Here is a 21,623-nt window from a genome sequence, read left to right on the forward strand (position 1 = left end):
AGTCTTTTTCAGGCCTGACCATAAGCCGATCCCCCCCCACTAAAGATACGTGCCAGGAGTACGACAATTCCGCACCCCTTACAGTGTGATTCAGTAGCAGGCCCAGAAAGCAAATACGGCCCCCAAGGAGCAATCCAAGGGGGCTGTATTTTTCTTGCAAGATGAGTTGGGTGGCCTTCGGGAGAGCGCCCTTCCTCCATATCTGGGTTGCACGGCGCTCTTTCAGCCGGAGTGCCCAGTTCGCAGCAGCGGCGACTTTCTGCTGTCGAAGGCCAACTGGAGAGAATGTATACCAAGGGATGCGGATTGCAAAGAGGTGGAAGACGATTCACAACCCTGAGGGCTGTTCAACAAAAGCTATTTAGCGTTCAGAGGAGAGTGCTTACCATTACCGGTCTTTGCGATTTTACTTTTATACGTATGTTCAAACCAATCGCGATTTGCACGCATTTTTTGTTTTACCATTTCAGCATCTTCAAAAGAAGCCGCAAATTCGTCAATTCTACTGATAAGTTTATCAATTAATTTTTCATATTTTGTATATTTTATTTGAACAAAATTTATTATACATTTGTCATTTATCTTCAAATTATCTAATTCTTTTAGCTCAAGTTTTAGATCAGAAATAAATAAACTTAATATAAAATTAGAGTTAGGTAAAATATTTTGCAAGGAAAACAATAATGATTCAATGTAATTTTTCATGTTGTATATGTGTGTATTTATTGTAACAATCTCAATACAAAGAATAACGTCACCAGGATCAATTTTTATACTTTTACAACGGGATGCCCTTTTAGACACTCTTTCTATATCATCATTCATGCAATGTTTAAAATTGTCTAAGAATACATAAAATTTTGACAGTAGATATAGTGATTCATTGTCAATACGCATTTTTTCTTGAGCGATATTCAAGTAGTAAAAAATAAAGCTAACAATAAACCCGACTAGTATTTGTATAAATATGTCAATCATTCGCCAAAAAAAAGGATCGTTAACTACACCAGAGGCAACAAACAGCATAGATAATAGCGGGAATGAAACAAACAGCATAATTTCAAGATTGGTATATGCGGATGAATTTTTATAAAAAAATGCAGGCTTCGCATACTTTGTTTTAACTTGCTTCCCTTCTATCCGCCCCGGTGTGCCATTTTCACATCTCGAATCATTCATATCTTTGACACCAGAGCTTTCTTGCTGTGCTTTATCCTGCATGTTGCTCACTCCTTTTCGACCATGCGATCTTCAACCTCGTCATAAAGCCGTTTGGTCTTCACGCCTAGGGCTGAACCGATCTTGGCCAGGGTCGAAAGGCGGCACTCCGCGATTCCTTCATCATCCCGAAGTTTATGGATGGTTGCGCTTGAAAGGCCAGATACTTCAACTGCATCCCTTATTGTAACCTTCTTTTCATTCATTATCTTCTTGATATTGCTTTTAAACATTGGTTTTTACCTCGAAATAATGTTTTAGTAACGCGAGTTTTTTATTGACCTCTTTGACTCACGATGCTAAAACAAAGTCACGTTAAGGGCAATACCAAAAAAGAACAGCCCGGCAGGAAGTTGCACCTTCCGAACCGGGCCTAACCACCAAGCGCCACTGGAGGGCGCGAGTATGGATAACCGAACCAACCACACTTCATCTGACCAGTCAACCACCGCTCCCCGATCTGAAGAGAGTGAGCGCATCGAGCAGCTTGAAAAAGAAAACCGCCGCCTGCGCCTTGCGCTTAAGTGCCGCGAACTGCAAATTTCCGAACTTACCCCCGGCCTTTACATCCTGACCGACGAAGGCGACTTCAACGGTCCTTGCCCCACCATGCGCGACGTGGAGAAGGCTATTCCCGACTATACCGAGGACGGCGGGGCCTGCATTGTGGTTCAGGTTGTTTCCCGCCATGTGGGAGCCGTGGTTGAAGATTGGGCCGAATACAACGGCGTGACCGCTGGCGTGGACTTCTCCGCAACTATGACCGCCCGCGTGGCGAACTGGTAGGGGGCAATCATGACCGCGAAATCATCACAGCAGGATTCTACTCAGTCCGTTGCCCAGCCCGCTACCCAGGAACAGATTCTTGCCCTGCTGGGCGAACTCAACGACAAGCTGTTGCCCCTGCCAGCCCCCAAGCCGGAAACGGTTTCCAGCGTCGATATGAACTTCATTCTGCCCCTGGACGGGCTGCGCCAATCCCTCCAAAAGTCCATTGCAGAAATCAACGGCATTATGCGCGAAGCAAGCGTTCAGTTAAGCGCCTTGTACCGTAAGATGCCCGCAGCACGAAATGAACGCGCATGGGGCGTTGTTTTCCTCAACCAGAAGCGCAGCTTCCAAACAATGACAGACGCAGCAGCATGCAGTCTGCAAGCCGTTGATACGTATCTGGTGGATATTGCTCGCATGCTTGTACTTGCTGCTGATGGCGATCCTGAAACTGTGAATGCACTGCTGGAGGGTGAAGGCCATGAGTAACCAACGCGCCCTTTCTGGCTACCAGCCCGGCGGCAATGAGCCGACCTTCAAAGATTTGCTGTGGGAATCTCACGAGGTGCTTGCTTGCCTCAGCGCGCTTGTGCAGCACAGCAACGGCAGCGACATTGACCTCAACATGGACGACAGCGCCCGCAAAGGCCTTGGCCGCATTCTCCTGCACTGTTCACAGATCACCATTGACGCCATAGGGCTTGCGCCTAGTGCCAAGCCGAAGGAGGCCGAGCATGAATAGCGCGCCCCTGACCATCAAAGACCATGGCAATGCAATCATGCTGTCTGAATCCATTGAGCTCATGGCGCTCAGCTTGCGGGAAGAGTTTCTTGACCAAGGGGAGATGGTTAACGACAAAACCGCCGAACATGCGTTGTACGCCGGGCTGAACCTCATTGCCCATGCCGCGCACACCTTGGGCAATTATGTGGAGCAGTGCCAGAATGAGCTTGAGAAGGCGGCACAGAAGCCCGGCAAGGGGGCAAGTCATGAGTAACACCGGCTATGCAGCTCTTGACCATGTCGGGGCCATCACCTTGGCCCAAAGCATCAAGGACATGGCCCTCGGCGCAGGAGAGTTTTTAGTAGCCGATTCGGATACGGTTGAAGGCAAGGCAGCCACGGGGAGCTTCAACTTGATTCACTACGCTGCCGCCGCCCTACTGGACTACCTGAACGACATTTCAGAAACGGGCATCCCCCCCCAGAAATAGGCGCACATCTGGCGCACTAAAGAAAAGCCCTGGCCATCTTCAACGGCTGGGGCTTTTGCTGTTTCATGGCAGGGAACGCAAGACCAAATGCAAGGGCATAAGTTCCCAAAAGGGGGGCGCGATAAGGCTTTTCGGTGGGGTTCACCCAAAACGCAAGGGCTTTGGCCGAGGTGGGGAAAGGTGGTTGAGCCTTGCAAGGCCATGGGCATTGTGTGGTTTGCAGCGCCAAGGCAGGATATCCAATAGAGGATCAAAACGATCCGATTGTCACTAGGCTTCACTCTACCACATCCCTGTCGTTTAGCAGGGTACTTTGACAATCCGTGGTCATTCTCCTACTGGCTTCAACTTCATTTCATGTGGTATTTCCAGAAAGCAGCAAGATCGTGATTGTGAATATTCAAAATTTTAGATGTCTTTTATGCGGTAGCTATTTATCTTTAGTAGTAAAAATATTGCTGTTTTTATTCGTTGCAATGATTGTGATCCAATCATGTATTTCTTCATTGCTATATTCAAAGTCTTTAAGCCCAAAGTGTGCGCTAGTAATAATTTCCAAGGCTAGAAGAAAATTAAGTATGTAAGCAACAGCAGTAAGTGGACTATCCCATATTATAATATTGTATATAAGGGCAGAAATTCCGAATATTAAAATTCCTCTTATTAATGAAGTTAAATATTGGCAAATTAAAATTCCTTCTGAGTGGATTTTTTTTAAAGTATTATTTCGCGGTTTGAACCGATGTATTACAAATAGTGGTATGCAGATTGCGAGTAGTATTAACGTAAGTTCTAGCTTTTTTGCTTCAATTTCATTTGTAATGCGTTGAATATCTGCGGAAAATGTGAAAGATAAAATTATTCCAATTAACAATCTGTGTATAAAAAACCTCAATTCTTTTCTCACGTTGATAAATGTAAACAAGTCCTTAAGTGGCATTTGTTTTCCTTCATAGTGCGCGCAAAAAGCAGCGGTGTCTGTGCATCTCCGTGGCCATGCTAGGCAAGATCACCACAGCCCCGCCGCCTGGCAGGGCCCCTTCACAAACTTGTTCTCGTTCCCCTGAAGCTTCTCAATGCGTTTCACGCGGGTACATTCCCAGGCGTCCACCGGGTACTGACGATCCCATGCCTGCATTAGCTGCTCTTGCTGGCGGCTCATGTGGTAGCGCGAATAGGAATCCTGCATGTAGAAATATGTTCTGGCGATCTGTCCACGGGCGCGCGCCGGGGGCTCGGCCTTGTTGCCGCTAATCTTCATGTCGCACGCCCCGAATGTAGGTTTCTCCCCGGCAAGCATGGCGTAGTTGAAATTTGACCGCATGGCGTTGACGGCGCCAATGGCCGGATACAGGTTGTACATATCAGCCTGCATCAGGCGGTATTCTGGGTTGACCTTTTCGGCGCACTTGCGGCCACGAAACTCTTTGCCCCGGTTGTCCACGCATTGGGGAGAGCCATCGCGCCATTCCGCAAAGGTCTGACCGAAATTTTCGGCTGGTAGGGCGTGTTCCCATTCGATTTTGTCCGCACGCTTTTCATGTTTGGGCGTCACGAACCCGTCCGGCAGCGTCACGTTGCCCTGGGCGTCGTATGTCGCGCCGCAATAAAATGTAACGCGGTGGTCGGCGTAGACCTGCGACAACATCTTCTTTGAGTGCGAGAAACTGTCGTTAGTCGTATTGCCCCCGGCAAGAGAGAGGGCCGGGAGAAGGAGTAGCAAGCTAAGGGAGAGTGCGATTTTTTTCAGATCCATAACATATCCTTTTCTATCCCAATGCTAGGTTGAAAACATCACTTACGAAGTGCATGTTCGACAATCAATAAGCTAATGGGAGGGAGTATGAAAAGGATCATTTTTGCTCTGATTGCATTTTCTCTGGCCTTTGCCCCGTGCCTGATTGCCACTGACGCCAGCGCCAAGGGGTCAACAAGCGTAAAGGGCTACACCAAAAAGAGCGGCACCTATGTGGCCCCGCACAAGCGCACGGCTGCGAACAAGACGAAGAGCGACAACTACTCGACCAAAGGGAATACTAACCCCTACACCGGGAAGAAGGGAACGAAGAATCCGTAGGTTCCTGCTGCGAACTTGTCAGGCCGGGCCGCTCAGTAATGGGCGGCTTTTTTAATTCCATGCTTGCGAACTCGCCCCCTGCCATACGTCCGAGACGACGGCGGTTGGACCCGACGCGGCAGATGGCGAGTTTGTATGATAATATTTTTGAGAAATAACAGCAGCCAGCTTGCTACGCCTTGTGGTTCATTGTCCGCTTGTAATCCTTTTTATTCTTTCTCGCTCTTCGAGCGTTTTTCTTTTTATTGTAATAAACGGCCACACGTCAGATAGGTAATGAAAGGATAGCTTGTTTATATTTCCAAATCCAAGGATATAGATGTTACCAGCGAGAAGGATCCAGGCAAGAATTATTAACAATATTTCATCATTATGAACTGATGTATGTCTATCAAATAAGTTAAAATTAAATAATATAAAAGTTATTATATCTCCGGCTAGTATGACATAGCGAAATATATTGTTGATATTGAGTGTTTTTTCTTTCTCATATTTATCTTGTTGAAAATTAAGTTTGGGGCCATTGAACATCTCGTCCAATAACTCAATTTCTCCATCCCCAAATGCAAGTGTTTTATAGTTGGGGTATGCGATGGATACGCCCCTGATAGTGAGGATTTTTTCAACAGCCTCTTTGCCAACAGGAAGGAGCATGTCACTGTTATATATTTCAAATAAAAAACGAGTAGAATGGTTGGCATAGTTGGTCATTATTTTTTCAATTTCTTCGTGCATAGCAATAACACTCCTCCAATTTTTATGTACAAAGCCATTATTCCTCGAATTCCAAAGTGCAGTCGTGGCCTGACCTTTTATCGTAAAGGGTAATTTCAATAATTTCGTCCATGAGCGTAGGGCCAATCTCATTCAGTGCGTCAATTATTTGCTTTTTTACGATATCTCGATTCAACGGATGGCAACGCTTCAATTTATCTTCACAGTATTTTGCTGTTGCTGGATAACCGAAGTCTGAGCGGCTTTTGGCTGCATTTTTCCAAAGGATTGCAATCGGCTCACCCCGTTCATGGCGACCAAATCCACCGCGCAGAATGTCGTTGTAGGCATCCAAGTTGTGCCCTGTCCTAAAAGTAAGATCCTTTGTGAAGACCTCATCCACCTCGCAGAAGAAGCCCTCAATGGTGTCAAACCGTGCACCATCAATTATAAATTTTTCTCGCATACTGCCTCACAGCTCGTTTTCCCATCATGTTTGCTCAAATGTCACAATTGAGCAATTTGCCGAGGAGTATACTAAGGTTCGCAGAGTAGAGGCTTTCCCCTATTCCGGTGCTGGGTTGAAGCTGAATTTATGGAGTGATAGGCCAGAGAAAATGGGAGGTGGACTATGAAGAAATTATTGATTCTCGCGTTCCTTCTTTTCCCCGTGTCAGCCCTCGCGTATGGCGATGACGTACATGTGAATGGCTACACTCGCAGCAATGGCACCTTTGTTCAACCGCATATGAGAACTGCCCCAGACAACACTACCAGCAATAATTACAGCACATACGGAAACACAAACCCGTATACCGGGCAGCAGGGGACGCACCACCCTGACAATAGCTATTCAGGAAACAGCTTCAACCACAACAGCAATACCAATCAGCTTGGCGGGAACAATCACGGCGGATTTAACAATAGCTCGTCACATCGGGGCTGGTAATTGACATATGGCAATTACTCAAGACTTTATTTATGGCTTCGGTGGATTTGGTGGATATCCATCCCGATGCCTGATTCGCATACTTGATGAGGCAGATAAACCCCTTGTTGTCATCTGTTCTCAGATGGCAAACAAGCCAGGCACGTCCGTCACAAACGCGGCTGAAATTATTTCCAAATCGATCCAAGAGTACTTGGCACAAGACAGTTTGCCGTTGTGCGCTGCCATCCAGCGTTACATCAAGACATCGAAACTCACAACAATCCTTGACGATCTGATCACTCGCCTGAAAGAGAGCAAAACGCATACGATATTTACACTAGAGTCGATCAAACTCGCACTCGAGTACCGGGAGTCACAAATAGCACGGCTTCGAAAGGTTAAGGAGTTGATTTGGGTTGAGCACTACAATGCGTCACTGGGTTTAAACTTGGGGTATGAATATATGGAAGTATCTTTCGTACCCGGAACATGGGGGCCAAAGTGGACTGGAACAACGATTTCGGCACTTTCCGAATCAACAGGCTATCCCATTGCTGAATTCCAAATCGACCCGTCTGCCGTCCACCTGCCCTAACAAGCTTTAAGGGAGACCATGTAACATCAGTCCTCACCAACCCAGATTGTCCATCAAATTATTTTGGGGGTATAATTGGGGGTATAAATAAAAAAATAAATTTTAATAATAATATATTACAGATAGTTAAATTATATTATTGAGTCCCGCCCTCGCACCATGAAAACACTTTTGATGAATTCCACAAAATTCATTAAGTTTAAAAAACCGCTCCAGTCCTTGAGATTGGAGCGGTTTTTTATTTCATTTACTTCCGCAAGCAACCACCTGTGTTGGTTATATTGTTGGTCTTGAGACACTAGTACTGACACAAGACCAACAAAAGACCGCAAAACAACACCAAGACACATTTTTCAGACTTGTCTACATCCCTTCTGAATAAAACAAAGTACAACACGTACCTGTTCGTGTATTAAAAAAAGCAAGGGGAAAGAAGGACAACTTGATCAACAATGGATCGAAACAGAAAATGACCTCAAAGCCTTAATTAATGAAGGCAAACTTACTCTTGCCTCCGCAGAGGCATTTTGTCGAATAGCCCACTTTCGATTGTTTGACGGATGTAACAAACGTATTGGGGTAAGGCCAGAGGCAAGGGGGTCATCTTCATGTAGGAAAAAAAGAGCAATGGGCATGATTGATACAAAGAACACGATCAAAATGAAGGCCGGTCAGCACTTCAACTGACCGACACGCAGAAGTTGTATTTACATTGACACATAAACTGAAATTTCGATGATTCACACAAGAGAACAACTTTTCAGGAGTGTCACTCCTCCAGTGTGCCTAGTGAAAAGAACTCATTAAGGCTGCCGCATGGAGGCAGCAGCAAGCGCTTCTTCTCCAGGCAAAAGGGCAAAACCCAAAGGCACAGGCCAGTCGGATTGATAAACTCAAACTTTGGCAGTGCCTGATCAAGCGCATCCGTCTTTGGATAAATCAGCACCACACTGCCCTGGCCTTCCAGATAATTCTGACCATAGGCGTTTGGCTGATAAAAATCAGACTGAGCCAAACCGTATTTTTTATCACTGTTCCCCTGACTAGAATCAATCAGCTTCCACTTTGTATCTAAAACCAGACGATTTTTCTTTGATTCCCGCACGAGCAAATCAGGTTTGAGCCGAAACCAACCCTGTTCAAGATGCCTGACCAGATGCTGATTCTGCACCTGTTCTCGCAAATGAAAGGCAGGCTTGAGCTGCACGGCAAGATGCATGGCAACAAATGCTTCAAACACCTTTTCCATGGGGAATAGCAAAGACGGTGCACGATGTTGACCATCGCCCGTAAGCGGGGATTCTTCGCGCAAGATCAAACGCGCCCAGGCCAGAGCCGCCTCGTAATGCACCATGCAGCGATCGTGTCGCACAAGGGTAAAATCCACCACAGGATCAACGGATGCTGGCACTTCGGCAAAAACAAAACCCAGCTCCCGCGCCAGCTGATGATTACTCTGCGAGGTTGTCCAGACGAGAACCCGCCGAAGCGCGGCATGCAGCAAGCGGTTTTCAGGCCGGTTGGAAGAAAATCCGTCTGCCTCAGTAAAAAAACGGTCGCGCCGACACAGATTCTGGCGCAAGTGCGAAGCCATTTGCAGCTTGCCCCGCAAGGCAAAGCGGTTCTCCTGCTCCTGCCTGTAATCGCTCTGCAAACCGCGTTTTACAATGCGCTCAACAGCGTGCAAAAATTCGCCAATAAATATCTCCAGCAGGGGCATGTTGGTGAGGGCCAGATGGGCGCTGGCAGTCTGGATATGACGAAACTCCCCAAGGCAACTCAGCATGTCGATAAGCAGGGTGCGGGCCTCGGCATCGCCGCCCATGGCCTTGGCGACCTTGGGCAGCACCTCAATCTGATACCCGCAAGGGGCGCAAACAACGCCAACAAAGCTGTTGACCTTTACCGCAGGCCGCCCGTGCGCCTGAGCAAGACGCAGCCAAGTAGCCCCGCCCAGCTCGGCAAAGCGCAACGCCTCGCCTGCCAGCCAGTCAAACACCTTTTCCGGCACAGGTTGCAGCCCGGCAATCGCAACATCGCCGGGCCGCTCGGCTACCAATGCGTCAAATTCATAAACCGTGCATCTTGTCATTCGCTGCCCGTCAAGCCAAAGGCTTATAAATGCCGATATATGCCTGCGGATTGGCAAAAGCTGCGGGCTGCACTGTATAACGCCTCTTTGTGGTGTAGCTTTCCAGCCCATGATCGCTGCCAAACAGGGAGCTCAGGTCTTGGAGAGCATCACTTTCAGCAATAAACCGGGCATTCACATCATTTTTTTGATTGTCGCCCAGCACAAGGCGAATTTTTCGCCAGTCTTCAAAGAAATATTCTTCCAGCAGCGGCATAATACGGTTGCGGAATATACCAGCCAGCATGTCAAAGTGTTTATCCTCATTTTGCTCTTTTTTCAGCAGTGTAAAATATGCGTGGCCAATGCAGTGATCTCTGTCGTAGAGCACTTCGATGCGTTCATTAATGCGCATCAGCATCTGGCGCACATCAATATCTCCTGCACTTGTCTTTACAATCAGGCCCGCAAGCGGCGGATCATTTAATTCTCCAGCATCTTTCACCGCACGCACATCGGGCAGCAGCGGCACAAATTCAAATCGACGGCGCAGGGCTGTATCAAGCAGGGCCAGCGACCGGTCTGCGGTGTTCATTGTGCCGATGATATCCACGTTTGCAGGAACGGAAAATTTTTCGCCAGAATAGGCCAGGGCAAGCTCCAGCGGGGGCGCATTTCCCTTTAAGGGGTCGCGCTTGTCTGGCTCGATCAGCGTGATAAGTTCACCGAAAATTTTGCTGATATTGCCCCGGTTGATTTCGTCAATCACCATGGCAAAGCGCAGGTCAGGGGCCTGCCGCGCCTTGTGGCACAGCTCCTTGAACACCCCGGCACGAATTTCATACGCAACATCATCTGTTTCGCCATCGCCGTTCAATACAGGGCGCAGGCCTTCAACAAATTCTTCGTAGCCGTATGACTGATGAAAGGTCACAATACTGTACCGCTGCACGGTGGCGTCAGCGGCTGGGCCAGCATCAACAAGCGCGATTCCATCGGCAGGAGCAGACACCACGTCTGCCCCATAATCACTCTCAAGCAGACGCATCAAGGTATAGGTTTTGCCTGTACCTGGGGGGCCGTAATAGATGCGGTTAAAACCGAGTGCTGTAGGTTTGCTGTTCTTGTTTATCTCAGCTCCATTGTCAGCAGGCGTTGGCGTTGCCTCTTCACACTCTGATTTGTTAAACTCGTCAGCCCACACGGCCAGCTCCGCCAGATCCGTTTCAAAATAAGGCTTGAGCAAGTTTCCTTCAAAAAATGCCAGATCACCAGCCCCCACTTGCTTGAAGGTAGACTGGGCTCCTGGCATCCACTTCTTGCTGTTTTTAGTATAGAGCTCAGTTTTCACAGCTTCCTTAAAAACACGGTAACGGCGCTGCCAACCTTCTTTTTCATTGGTGCGGGGCGACGCACCCGATGTAAATTGCCCGATACGCACAGGGTAATCGCCGTGACAAAGAAAAAATAATGTTCCGTTTGGAGTATTGCTAAAAGCCTCGATTTGGTCATCAGTTCCAGCACGGACTAACACTGCCAAGTTTTCATCTCGATACAGACGCAGTTCATCAGCAGTCATGCTTGAGTCAGAATGCAAGAGCTTCCAGATCACCAGATTCTTATGGCTCCAGTCCTCCCACACCTTATATCCGTATTCCAGAATACCCATACCAGCAGGCATTTTGGCAAGCGTAGCCTTTTGCAGTGCGCCCATGCTCAGCTTTTCACTTTCACCCAGATGGACAGCCAACATTGATTTTTTAAAAATATTTACTATTTTAGGCTGCTGTCGATCCTGATAATGAAAGGCAATTTTCCACTTAAAGCATTCCCAGAGAGGCTGCTTGTAGGTGTCTATGGAATCCAGATCGCCCAGAGCGGCCCACGTTGCAATCTGAACAACATAATCCCGCACCTTTTCAAAGGCCTGCTCTGGCGTTGTACCCAATGACGTGTACCAGCCATAGGCGTCAGAGAAGCTATACGTTGCATCAGATTTGATTTCCTTGGTGTCTTTGCGGGAGTACACGCCAAATTTGAATGCATTCCCCCCCAAATGCTGCCCATCTAATCCAGACGGGCCTCAATCCAGTAGGTAAAAGTCTCGGTCGATCCTGCCTTGATGTACTCATCCAGCGTCATGGTTGCCAGTCGCGAAATGGGCCAAATACTAAGAAATTCATCCCAAAGTGCATATTGCTCTGAAAAATCATTCATTTCGACAGCCCCTTACTTAATATTTCCAGCAAGGCCATAAAAGCATTTTGCGGCCCCAGAATTCTCAAACACTGAGTATTTGCAAAACATTTATGGTTTTTATTTTAATCACAAACCCGTGTAAAGAAAAATCGATATACCCACTACCCCAGATAGCGGGGTTCCTTACCAGACAGTATCGCGAATCCCCTAAGCCAAACCCCTCCAGTTTTGACAGAAGCACACCCAACAGCTAGATATGATTCACGCTGCCCGCACAATAGCATGCGGGGCAAGCATATGCCTAAAGGATACCACAAAAATGTTTCAGCAAGCCTTTAATAACATAGATAATCTGCTTCGCAACGAGGCGGGATGCTCCACAGAACTGGACTACACAGAGCAGACCTCATGGCTGCTTTTTCTCAAATACCTTGATGACCTTGAACACGAAAAATCTCTGGAAGCCGAGCTGTACAGCAAACCCTACAGTTTCATTCTTGATGCCCCCTACCGTTGGGAGGCATGGGCCTCGCCCAAAAACGCCGCAGGCGAGATCGACCACAACACCGCCATGACTGGCGATGACCTGCGCGATTTTGTAGAGCACAAGCTTTTTCCCTACCTGCGGGGTTTCAAGCTGCGCGCCAGCGGTCCGCACACCATTGAATACAAGATTGGCGAAATTTTCAGCGAAATCAAAAACAAGATACAGAGCGGCTACAACCTGCGCGAAATGGTGGAAGAAATTGACGGCCTGCGTTTTCGCTCTCAAGCAGAGAAGCACGAACTTTCCGTACTGTACGAAGAAAAAATCAAGCGCACGGGCAATGCCGGGCGCAACGGCGGCGAATACTACACGCCGCGACCGCTCATCCGCGCCATTATCAAGGTTGTGCAGCCCAAGATTGGCGAGAGCATCTATGACGGCGCTGCGGGTTCGGCGGGCTTTTTGTGCGAGGCCTACGAATATCTGCGCCCACGGGCCAGCAAGGCGGCAGATCTGCAAACACTTCAAAGCCGCACCTTTTTTGCCAAAGAGAAAAAGAGCCTCGCCTACGTTATTGGCATTATGAACATGATTCTGCACGGCATTGAAGCACCCAACATCATTCACACTAATACCCTGTCAGAAAACCTTGCCGATATTCAGGAGAAGAACCGCTACAACATTGTGCTGGCCAATCCCCCCTTTGGCGGCGGCGAGCGCAAAGAGGTGCAACAGAATTTTCCCGTCAAAAGCAAGGAAACCGCCTTTCTGTTTCTGCAGCACTTTATCAAAATTCTTAAAGCCGGGGGCCGCGCTGGCATTGTTATTAAAAACACCTTTCTGTCCAATACAGACAATGCCTCGGTAAGCCTGCGCAAGATGCTGCTAGAGAGCTGCAACCTGCACACGGTGTTGGATATGCCGGGCGGCACGTTTCAGGGTGCGGGCGTAAAAACCGTGGTGCTCTTTTTTGAGAAGGGCGCGCCCACGCGCAACATATGGTATTATCAGCTCAACCTTGGCCGCAACCTGGGCAAGACCAACCCGCTGAACGATGACGACCTTGCCGATTTTGTAACCCAACAGTTAACCTTTGCCGACAGCCCGCAATCGTGGTCTGTGGATGCGACAAGCATTGACCAGACCAGCTTTGACCTCTCTGTAAAAAACCCCAACAGCAATGATGCCGTGCAGATGCGCAGCCCGCAGGAAATTATGGACGAAATTGCCGCGCTGGATGCGGAAAGCGCGGAAGTGCTGGCGAATATTCGGGGGTTGCTGTGAGAGAAAGGAATTGGCAGACAGTAAGACTTGGGGATGTGGCAGATGTGCAGAGTGGAGGAACTCCGCAAGTCACAGAGAGTCAGTACTGGGGGGGCGATATACCCTGGTATTCATCTGGAGAATTGAACACAACTTTTACGAATGAATCAAATAAATATATCACAAAATCTGGATTAGAGAACTCCAACGCCAAACTTTTTCCTAAAGGGTCACTCCTGATTGGCATGTATGATACTGCTGCGTTGAAGATGTCCATTCTTGATAGGGATGCAGCATTTAACCAAGCAATATGTGGCATTAAACCGAGCAAACATATTGATCTATTGTTTGTTCTGCAAGCAATCACACTCAACCGTGATTACATTTTATGCCAGAGGCGTGGGGTTCGTCAAAAAAATTTGAATCTTACGAAAATCAAGGACATTCAAGTCCCCCTCCCCCCCCTACCAGAACAACAGCGCATAGTTGCCATCCTCGATGAAGCCTTTGAGGGCATTGCCAAGGCCAAGGCCAACGCGGAGCAAAATCTCAAGAATGCGCGGGAAGTGTTCGAGAGCCACTTGCAGGCAGTGTTTTCGCAGCGCGGCGAGGGGTGGATAGGGAAAACACTTCGCCAAATTGCGGTCGATTTTGGACGCGGCAAATCAAAACATAGACCTCGCAATGACCCCAGACTTTACGGTGGCCCATATCCATTTATACAAACTGGAGATGTTCGCAATTCTGAACATATGATCACAGAATTTACCCAAACATACAGTGAGGTTGGCTTATCGCAAAGCAAGCTTTGGCCAAAAGGAACACTTTGCATAACCATTGCAGCAAATATAGCTGAAACTGGAATTTTAAATTTTGATGCTTGCTTTCCAGACAGTGTAATTGGCATAATTGTCGATGAAAATCAGAGCAATAATGTTTTTTTAGAATATCTACTACAAGCTACGAAAACTGTTTTGAAGGCCAAGGGAAAAGGTAGTGCTCAAGATAATATCAATCTTGGAACTTTTGAGAATGAAATATTCTTTTTCCCTAAGCTTGCTGCACAAAATATAATTGCGAGACAGCTTGATGAGCTCAGCGCCGAAACCCAGCGCCTCGAATCCATCTATCAGCGCAAGATCGCCGCGCTGGATGAACTGAAAAAATCGCTGCTGCACAAGGCCTTTTCTGGCGAATTATAGGAGCCTGCGCATGAACGAAGCCGAAACCCGCGCCGAGCATATAGACCCTGCCCTCAAGGCCGCTGGCTGGGGCGTGGTTGAGGGCAGCCGTGTGTACCGCGAGCATAATATCACGCCTGGCAGGTTGCAGGGCGCGGGCATGCGCACCAAACCAGAAATTGCAGATTATGTGCTGCTTTACCGCAACCGCAAGCTGGCGGTCATAGAGGCCAAAAAATGGAGCCTGCCCTACACCGAGGGCGTGGCCCAGGCCAAGCGCTACGCGCAAAAGCTGGCAGTGCGCTTTGCCTACTCCACCAACGGGCAAGCCATTTACGGCATGGACATGGAAACCGGGGAAGAGGGTGATGTGCCCGCCTTTCCCGGCCCGGAAGAACTGTGGAACAAAACCTTTGCCCGGCAAAATATCTGGCGCAACCGCTTTGCCCAGATTCCTTTTGAGGACAAAGGCGGCTACTTTGGCGCGCGCTATTACCAGGATATCGCCATCAACCATGTGCTGGAGGCCATTGGCGAGGACAACCGGCGCATATTGCTCACACTTGCCACTGGTACGGGCAAAACGTTTATTGCCTTTCAGCTTGCGTGGAAGCTTTTTCATAGCCGCTGGAACCTTGTGGACTGGCACAGCGAGGGCGAACCCGCCCGCCGCCCGCGCATCCTGTTTTTGGCCGACCGCAACATTCTGGCCGATCAAGCCTACAATGCCTTTTCCGCCTTTGAGGATTCCACCCCCGGTGCGTTGCTGCGCATCGACCCAGAGAGCATTCGCAAAAAGGGCAAAGTGCCAAAAAACGGCAGCATCTTTTTTACCATTTTTCAAACATTCATGTGCGGGCCAAACGACAGCCCCTATTTTGGCGAATATCCGCCAGATTTCTTTGATCTTATCATTATTGACGAATGCCACCGGGGCGGCGCGACTGATGAAAGCCAGTGGCGCAGCATACTCAATTACTTTGCCCCTGCCGTTCAGCTTGGCCTTACCGCCACGCCCAAGCGCAAGGGCAATGCAGATACTTACGCCTACTTTGGCGATCCCGTGTATGTGTATTCGCTTAAGGAAGGCATTAACGATGGCTTCCTTACGCCCTTCAAGGTCAGGCAAATTGCCACCACCATTGACGACTACACCTACACCCCGGACGACCAGATTGTTGAAGGCGAGGTGGTGGAAGGCAAGCGCTATACCGAAAACGAGTTTAATAAGAGCATCATCATTCCCGAACGCGAACGTTACAGGGTGGGGCTTTTTATGGACAGCATCAACCAGCAGGAAAAATCGCTGGTGTTCTGCGCCACCCAGGAACACGCACTCATGGTGCGCGACCTCGTTAACCAAAAAAAAACCAGCAAAGATCCCGATTACTGTGTGCGCGTGACCGCCAATGATGGCCCGGCGGGCGACCAGTTTTTGCGTGAGTTTCAGGATAACGACAAAACCATTCCCACCATACTTACCACCTCGCAAAAGCTCTCTACCGGCGTGGATGCGCGTAACGTGCGCAATATTATTCTGATGAGGCCGGTCAACTCCATGATCGAGTTCAAGCAGATCATCGGGCGCGGCACGCGGCTTTTTGACGGCAAGGATTACTTTACCATTTACGATTTTGTGAAAGCCCACCACCATTTTAGCGATCCGGGATGGGACGGCGAACCAGAAGAACCGGTAGCACCTCTGCCAAAACCGGAGGATGCAGGCTGGGATAAGCCCACCAAGCCAGATGGCAACCCCAACCCAGATGGCGATCCTGGCCCAGATCGCCCTGTGCGCCTCAAAATAAAACTGGCCGACGGCAAGGAGCGCCAGTTGCAGTACATGGCCGCCACCACCTTCTGGAGCCCAGACGGCAAGCCCATGTCTGCTGCGCAGTTTCTGGAAAGTCTGTACGGCGCTCTGCCAGAATTTTTTAAGGACGAGGACGAGCTGCGGGCCATTTGGAGCCAGCCCGATTCACGCAAGACGCTGCTGCTGGGCCTTGCCGACAAGGGCTTTGGCAAGGGCGAACTGGCTGAAATGCAAAAGGTTATTGACGCCGAAAGCAGCGACCTTTTTGATGTACTGGCCTATGTAGCCTTTGCCTTGCGCCGCTATACCCGGCAGGAGCGCTCAGACAAGGCTCAGCCAGAAATTAAGGCCCACTATAGCGACAGGCAGCAGGCATTTCTCGAATTTGTGCTTTCGCAGTATGTAAAAGAAGGCGTAGACGAGCTGGATTTGGAAAAGCTGCCAGCTCTGCTTCGTCTGCGTTATGGCGGCCTACCCGATGCCCTGCCCCACCTTGGCAGCATGCAACAGATCAAAGGCCTTTTTGTGGGCTTTCAGCGCCATATGTACGAAGATAAAATTTAGGGCGGACAACCTTGCCAGTGGGCAGCGGAATACGCCAAGCCCTAATTATATAGAAATTCTTTACATACAGGATTGATTTGTTTTGTGCTGCAGGCTGCCACAGAAGCGGGGTACTTTTGCGGACTAGTCAACTGCAAGTCTAAAATGGGCAATTCCATGTCTCTGCCACCACTAGGACTAGTTAGAGAAGTGTTCGGTCTAAATCAGGGCTAATGTATTTAACGCATTCGTCTTTAGTCCTATTGCCTTTTTGGTTGCGATCCCAACAGAGATCTGTATGCGATGCTGGCTTTACGCATAAGGATAAGCAGTTCTTCGTTAATTTCTCCATTTTGCACACTTCCTATGTCGCGCTGGAATGTCTTCACGGCATCTGCTGTCCTGCGTCCATAACCACCATCCACGGGCCCAGGATCATATCCTAATTCTGTAAGTAGCCGTTGAGCCTCTTTAATCTGCTGGGCTGCGCCCTTATTTCGCGTAAGATTGTTGGACTGTCCTGCTGATGAGGATTGGTTAGAACGGCTATCCATCTGCCTAGCTTCACGAATGGCCTCAGCAACAATCTGTGCTCGGTAAACTTCAACTTCTCGTTCTGCTTGCGACCGTGATTCCTTACGATATTGGTAGCTTCCACAGCGGCTATTATAATCTTGCACGATAGAATTAAATTTTTCAATTCCATCATTAGATGATATGCCACTCCGCATTGCTTCAATACGAATTGAGTGCTTAATGCACCAACGGATTTCTGTTACGGACAGCACATTATTGGTACCTGATGATGGCTTAGTATATTCTAGTGCTGCGGTTGAGGGTGCATTTTGCGGTTTGCCTGGGGGAGCCGGAGACGGCTGAGGAGAGCTATAGCTTGGCGAAGGGGTTTGCGGACTGTATGAGGGGGACTTATTGCTCTTGCTGTTTAAGAGACAGATTAGAAGGACAATAGCAATAGCAATAACTACCCATTTGCCACCAGTCCATTCATTGCCAGTACTAGAACTTACTGCAATTGATTGGGAAGCGTTGCCAGGTTTTGCACCAGCTGTAGATGCTGTCTCAGCCTGGTTTTGGCTTGCTGTGGTGGCTAGGGGAGGAGTTGAATTTCTTGATTCTGGTATTATGATCGCATCAAGACCATGCAATTCAGACGCCAAGCCTGAAAGAGCAGAAAATCCCTTAGGGGTATCATTAGAACCAGACATGGATGTTGCTTCCTTCAGTTTTGCTTATAACCATCCTGCCGCCCCTTTTATGTGAGCGTAAATCTTCAACGCAATGCGAATATTACTAACGCAAATGGATTATCTAAACAATTTACTATATTGTTATTATATCTTTTTGACAAATCAATACATAGGTGCCGTGTAGCTATGCATTCATTAAAACAAGCTATTTAGTAAAGATACAGCTCAGCCGGTCCCCACCTTTTTTCCAAAGCGTTCGAATTGCTGCTTCTAAAACGTGGATATTATCTTCCTCGATGTAAGAAAACCCCATAGACAATCCTTTATCCTCACGTTTTCCTATGCAAAAAACTCCCGGACCATTCCAAATTGCGAGCTCGCTCCAACGGCAAAAAATATGCTCTGTGTTGGAAAAAAAACTTTTCCGTTCTAGTTCCATCCCGTGATCACTCAATACTGCGGATCCAAACCTATACTGTTTACCATCACTTAACCCTTCAAAAAGCTCTATCAGTAATCGCACACCAACAGCACGCCACAGGCGATCTGTAAAGTTGGAGTAGATATTTTTATTCCGTAGTGAAACTGTGGAATTGCCAGAATTATTCCCAAAAACTACACTATACGTTGTCCCTGTGGGGATGCCGTTAATTGAATGCCGTGTCCCACCCCAGCGAATCTTTGTGATTGAGTCGAGGCTCCAGCGGTAGCCTTTCCATTCGATTCCTTCTGGAGAAATGAGCAGCTTATCTTTAAATATTGCCCCAACTTCAGCTTCATAGCTAATTTCTTGCCGCCATTCTTCAGCCTTATCTTTCGCACTTTCTCGCGTGCGGACTTGCTGATCCGCCAACGCACTTAATGTGCATGCATCCTGCGCGGTACGTTCGGCAATTTCACCAACTTCAGCAAATACCTCTTGAAGCATATTTGTAAGTTGCTGCGAAAAATCGAGTTTGTCGTGCTCATTAAACATATGGATTGCCAACCCTCGGACAAGATAGGCGATGCGCTGGCTCGCTTCGTGGCCAAGTCCACGGCTTTTCGTGCTGACTTGAATTGGCTGGGCAACAATATCCCAATTTTTAACAACGCATATTAGCTGGTCTACCAATGGTGCTAACATGGAGTCAGGGCATTTTGCATCAACAGCTTCTCGCAATTTTTCCACAAGAATTTTTATGTTAGATTCTTCTTTTTCAAAAAACTCCTGTGCTCCAACCTCATACAGATCAACAAGGTCGTCTATTAATGTCGGGCCATGTTCCAGGCCACTATGAGTGGCTACGTCAATAACGTTAGTGACAGTTTTTACAAGTTCTTTTGGGGGAAGATTGTCGAGGGCAGATTTGATTGTGTTGCGATAGTGGGCACGCCGAATCTGAATTTCAGCTTCAATCGTGGAAGTATCCGATACTTTGGGAAAACCAGCTGCGACTCGTTCTTCGTTGATACTTGCGCATAATTCAGTAAATTTTATATGCTCAAATGCTTTCGCTATTTCAAGAATCCACGTTGCAACATCAGCGGCATTGCAGTCTGGCAAACGTATCAGCCCCGCTGCAAGCAGATTCGCCCGTGCAGTAGCAGGTATATTTTCGATAGCGAGCACCACTGTTGGTGCGGACGTAAGGAGTGACAATACCTCGTCAGATTTTTTGGGCCCAACACCAGGCAACCATGCAATTTCAGCGGAAAGTCTTTTTCTTGGTGTGGTTAATTCAGAACGAGCGTTTATACACTCACTTGAGTCTTGTAAAAGACTGCGCTCTTCAGCAAGCTCCAAGATCCTCATGCGGTTATCGCGAGGACTCGCAGTCAGGATATGAAAAGGATTTTGCAAAAGATCCATATCATTCTCCGGTTACTAGTCTTCCGAAAAAAAACCTATCCGGTTACTTCTTTTTTTCGGGGTATCTGGGAGGCTATTTAAAGCTTCAATTAAGCTTTCTTGGTCGATTGCTGATTTTCTAGCTTTGGCCGAAAGCCTTGCAGCCTCTCTAATAACAAATGCTGAATCAGAAAGAGCTTTTCCCGTTAAGGCATCAATAATTAGGCCTACATTGAGGTCGCACTCCTTTGGCAATTGGCTTAGAAGTGATTCGATAAGCGAAGCGACCTCTTGTCGCGATGGCATGCCCACTTCGATAATGTGGTCAAAACGTCCTCTACGCAGTATAGCTGGATCGATTGACTCGATCATATTGGTCATAGCAATAATTAACACTCTGCTTTTGATAGCTTCGGGAATACGCCGAAGGAATTCGGCAACTTCCTCAACATGGTGGAGCCCCGTCGCGCTTCCAGACCGTCTGTCTGATAGAAAAGATTCCATTTCATCGATGATGATGACAGACGGGGCATTATCAATTGCCTTGTCAAAAATTTCTGAAATCTTTTTGCTGGTTTCATGAATATAGGGACTACCAATGCTGTTAGAATCAATAGAATAATTTGGCCAATCTATAAACTCAACAAGGCGCTCTACTGCGAAAGTTTTTCCACAGCCTGGTGGTCCATGCAAAACTATTGCAGACGGAAAATTAATCCCTAACGCCTGGTATTTTGGTGTGTTGAAAATAATGTCAATGACATGCTCATTAAAAAAATTTTCAATTTGGGGACGCCCAGGGAGTCGGAATATTTTAGCCTCATTCGATTTATCTGAGTCTTGAAGTTGATCGCAGGAATGGGCTATTCTTTTAGAAATAACATCCGTTTCAACCCTAGTTTGAGGCACTGGCTTACGCAACGTTAGTATATTTGCGTCCGTAGGGGCACTAAACCCTGCGGTCTTTATAACATCTAACACATCGCCTGCCGATATTCGGCTTGTGAGGCTTACCAAGCGCCTAAATGAACAGGTCGAGATAGCTACGCCACCTGTTAACCATGTGCCTAAAATGACGTCATCTTCAATAGGAGGTGTTGGTGTCCACGTTGGTAGAAGACGGGAGTACTGCTCTACATAAATGGCATCGTGAAGGGAGATATCTGTAGATAACTCTCGGGAAGCTTTTAGGGCAAGCGCAAAGGCAAGCGCGTCAACTTTACTTCCGGGAGGATTGTCATTCACAACAGGTGCAAGGCGATATTTTTTATTGCTAAGCATGTACTGGAGTGTTTGACCTTCATACACAATTTCTGTGAAGAGAGATTCAGCAAGAAAGCCGATCTGATTCCACCTTCGCACTATCTGGGGGCGCGAAATTAGCATGTTATCAACTCCACTGGTATCTACAATCTGCCAATCTTCACTAAAGTGGAGCAAAGCGCAGGTTCTAGATCCATGCGGCAGTTCATAACCCTTCGGCAGCCACATATTGCACTGCATAGG

The 21,623-nt window shown here is 47.8% G+C and carries 23 protein-coding genes; 11 read left to right on the top strand and 12 right to left on the bottom strand.

Features of this window, described 5'->3' with window-relative positions:
* Positions 1 to 357: 357 nt before the first annotated feature.
* Both F8N36_RS08555 and F8N36_RS08560 read right to left on the bottom strand, forming a co-directional pair.
* Entirely contained in the window at positions 358 to 1,221 is an 864-nt protein-coding gene (locus F8N36_RS08555) for a hypothetical protein (RefSeq protein ID WP_291332377.1), read from the bottom strand.
* A gap of 5 nt (positions 1,222 to 1,226) precedes the next feature.
* The gene (locus F8N36_RS08560; RefSeq protein WP_291332378.1) at positions 1,227 to 1,451 is read right to left on the bottom strand and encodes a helix-turn-helix transcriptional regulator; all 225 of its coding nucleotides are present in this window, start codon (positions 1,449 to 1,451) and stop codon (positions 1,227 to 1,229) included.
* A 172-nt stretch (positions 1,452 to 1,623) separates the two neighbouring features.
* Here F8N36_RS08560 and F8N36_RS08565 point away from each other — a divergent pair, with 172 nt between their 5' ends.
* Genes F8N36_RS08565 through F8N36_RS08585 form a run of 5 tightly spaced genes read left to right on the top strand, consistent with a single transcriptional unit; the run spans position 1,624 to position 3,204 of the window.
* Positions 1,624 to 2,004 (top strand): hypothetical protein, encoded by a 381-nt coding sequence (locus tag F8N36_RS08565; RefSeq protein ID WP_291332379.1) that lies wholly within the window; start codon positions 1,624 to 1,626, stop codon positions 2,002 to 2,004.
* Positions 2,005 to 2,013: 9 nt separating this feature from the next.
* Positions 2,014 to 2,478, top strand: coding sequence for a hypothetical protein (locus tag F8N36_RS08570; RefSeq protein ID WP_291332380.1), 465 nt, complete (start codon positions 2,014 to 2,016; stop codon positions 2,476 to 2,478).
* Positions 2,471 to 2,731, top strand: coding sequence for a hypothetical protein (locus F8N36_RS08575; protein ID WP_291332381.1), 261 nt, complete (start codon positions 2,471 to 2,473; stop codon positions 2,729 to 2,731). The genes F8N36_RS08570 and F8N36_RS08575 overlap by 8 nt, the downstream gene beginning before the upstream one ends.
* Positions 2,724 to 2,987, top strand: a complete 264-nt coding sequence (locus F8N36_RS08580) for a hypothetical protein (protein WP_291332382.1) — start codon at positions 2,724 to 2,726, stop codon at positions 2,985 to 2,987. The genes F8N36_RS08575 and F8N36_RS08580 overlap by 8 nt, the downstream gene beginning before the upstream one ends.
* Positions 2,980 to 3,204, top strand: a complete 225-nt coding sequence (locus F8N36_RS08585; RefSeq protein ID WP_291332383.1) for a hypothetical protein — start codon at positions 2,980 to 2,982, stop codon at positions 3,202 to 3,204. Before F8N36_RS08580 ends, F8N36_RS08585 begins: the two co-directional genes overlap by 8 nt.
* Before the next feature lie 430 nt (positions 3,205 to 3,634).
* Here the strand turns inward: F8N36_RS08585 and F8N36_RS08590 are convergent, their stop codons facing one another.
* Positions 3,635 to 4,144 carry a hypothetical protein gene (locus F8N36_RS08590; RefSeq protein WP_291332384.1) on the bottom strand — a complete coding sequence of 170 codons (510 nt, stop codon included), beginning with the start codon at positions 4,142 to 4,144 and terminating at the stop codon, positions 3,635 to 3,637.
* A 69-nt stretch (positions 4,145 to 4,213) separates the two neighbouring features.
* Positions 4,214 to 4,960 carry an endonuclease gene (locus F8N36_RS08595; protein ID WP_291332385.1) on the bottom strand — a complete coding sequence of 249 codons (747 nt, stop codon included), beginning with the start codon at positions 4,958 to 4,960 and terminating at the stop codon, positions 4,214 to 4,216.
* Between the two features lie 87 nt (positions 4,961 to 5,047).
* Between F8N36_RS08595 and F8N36_RS08600 the strand changes: the two genes are divergently transcribed.
* On the top strand, positions 5,048 to 5,281 hold the full coding sequence (locus tag F8N36_RS08600) for a hypothetical protein (protein ID WP_291332386.1): 234 nt from the start codon (positions 5,048 to 5,050) through the stop codon (positions 5,279 to 5,281).
* A gap of 186 nt (positions 5,282 to 5,467) precedes the next feature.
* Here the strand turns inward: F8N36_RS08600 and F8N36_RS08605 are convergent, their stop codons facing one another.
* Positions 5,468 to 6,016, bottom strand: a complete 549-nt coding sequence (locus F8N36_RS08605) for a hypothetical protein (RefSeq protein WP_291332387.1) — start codon at positions 6,014 to 6,016, stop codon at positions 5,468 to 5,470.
* Positions 6,017 to 6,053: 37 nt separating this feature from the next.
* The gene (locus tag F8N36_RS08610) at positions 6,054 to 6,461 is read right to left on the bottom strand and encodes a barstar family protein (protein ID WP_291332388.1); all 408 of its coding nucleotides are present in this window, start codon (positions 6,459 to 6,461) and stop codon (positions 6,054 to 6,056) included.
* Between the two features lie 165 nt (positions 6,462 to 6,626).
* Between F8N36_RS08610 and F8N36_RS08615 the strand changes: the two genes are divergently transcribed.
* On the top strand, positions 6,627 to 6,944 hold the full coding sequence (locus tag F8N36_RS08615) for a hypothetical protein (protein ID WP_291332389.1): 318 nt from the start codon (positions 6,627 to 6,629) through the stop codon (positions 6,942 to 6,944).
* Between the two features lie 7 nt (positions 6,945 to 6,951).
* The gene (locus tag F8N36_RS08620; protein WP_291332390.1) at positions 6,952 to 7,521 is read left to right on the top strand and encodes a hypothetical protein; all 570 of its coding nucleotides are present in this window, start codon (positions 6,952 to 6,954) and stop codon (positions 7,519 to 7,521) included.
* 769 nt (positions 7,522 to 8,290) lie between these two features.
* Here F8N36_RS08620 and F8N36_RS08625 read toward each other — a convergent pair.
* From F8N36_RS08625 to F8N36_RS08635, 3 genes are read right to left on the bottom strand one after another with little or no spacing between them, the layout of a single operon-like run.
* Entirely contained in the window at positions 8,291 to 9,613 is a 1,323-nt protein-coding gene (locus tag F8N36_RS08625; RefSeq protein ID WP_291332391.1) for an McrC family protein, read from the bottom strand.
* A 10-nt stretch (positions 9,614 to 9,623) separates the two neighbouring features.
* Positions 9,624 to 11,621: an AAA family ATPase gene (locus F8N36_RS08630; protein WP_291332392.1), complete on the bottom strand. Its 1,998-nt coding sequence runs from the start codon at positions 11,619 to 11,621 to the stop codon at positions 9,624 to 9,626.
* 38 nt (positions 11,622 to 11,659) lie between these two features.
* Positions 11,660 to 11,809, bottom strand: a complete 150-nt coding sequence (locus tag F8N36_RS08635; RefSeq protein ID WP_291332393.1) for a hypothetical protein — start codon at positions 11,807 to 11,809, stop codon at positions 11,660 to 11,662.
* Between the two features lie 301 nt (positions 11,810 to 12,110).
* Between F8N36_RS08635 and F8N36_RS08640 the strand changes: the two genes are divergently transcribed.
* The 3 genes from F8N36_RS08640 to hsdR are packed head-to-tail and all read left to right on the top strand — an operon-like array spanning position 12,111 to position 17,099.
* On the top strand, positions 12,111 to 13,562 hold the full coding sequence (locus tag F8N36_RS08640; protein ID WP_291332394.1) for an N-6 DNA methylase: 1,452 nt from the start codon (positions 12,111 to 12,113) through the stop codon (positions 13,560 to 13,562).
* Positions 13,559 to 14,743: a restriction endonuclease subunit S gene (locus tag F8N36_RS08645; protein ID WP_291332395.1), complete on the top strand. Its 1,185-nt coding sequence runs from the start codon at positions 13,559 to 13,561 to the stop codon at positions 14,741 to 14,743. Before F8N36_RS08640 ends, F8N36_RS08645 begins: the two co-directional genes overlap by 4 nt.
* A gap of 10 nt (positions 14,744 to 14,753) precedes the next feature.
* Complete coding sequence (gene hsdR, locus F8N36_RS08650) at positions 14,754 to 17,099, top strand: EcoAI/FtnUII family type I restriction enzme subunit R (protein ID WP_291332396.1); 2,346 nt, start codon at positions 14,754 to 14,756, stop codon at positions 17,097 to 17,099.
* A 239-nt stretch (positions 17,100 to 17,338) separates the two neighbouring features.
* Here the strand turns inward: hsdR and F8N36_RS08655 are convergent, their stop codons facing one another.
* From F8N36_RS08655 to F8N36_RS08665, 3 genes are all read right to left on the bottom strand, one after another.
* Entirely contained in the window at positions 17,339 to 18,304 is a 966-nt protein-coding gene (locus F8N36_RS08655) for a peptidoglycan-binding domain-containing protein (RefSeq protein WP_291332397.1), read from the bottom strand.
* Between the two features lie 187 nt (positions 18,305 to 18,491).
* Positions 18,492 to 20,138, bottom strand: coding sequence for a hypothetical protein (locus F8N36_RS08660; protein ID WP_291332398.1), 1,647 nt, complete (start codon positions 20,136 to 20,138; stop codon positions 18,492 to 18,494).
* Between the two features lie 15 nt (positions 20,139 to 20,153).
* A complete protein-coding gene (locus F8N36_RS08665; protein WP_291332399.1) occupies positions 20,154 to 21,620 on the bottom strand; it encodes an ATP-binding protein in 1,467 nt (488 codons plus the stop codon).
* Positions 21,621 to 21,623 lie beyond the last annotated feature (3 nt).

The organism is Desulfovibrio sp. (genome assembly GCF_009712225.1).
Taxonomy (GTDB): Bacteria; Desulfobacterota; Desulfovibrionia; order Desulfovibrionales; family Desulfovibrionaceae; genus Desulfovibrio.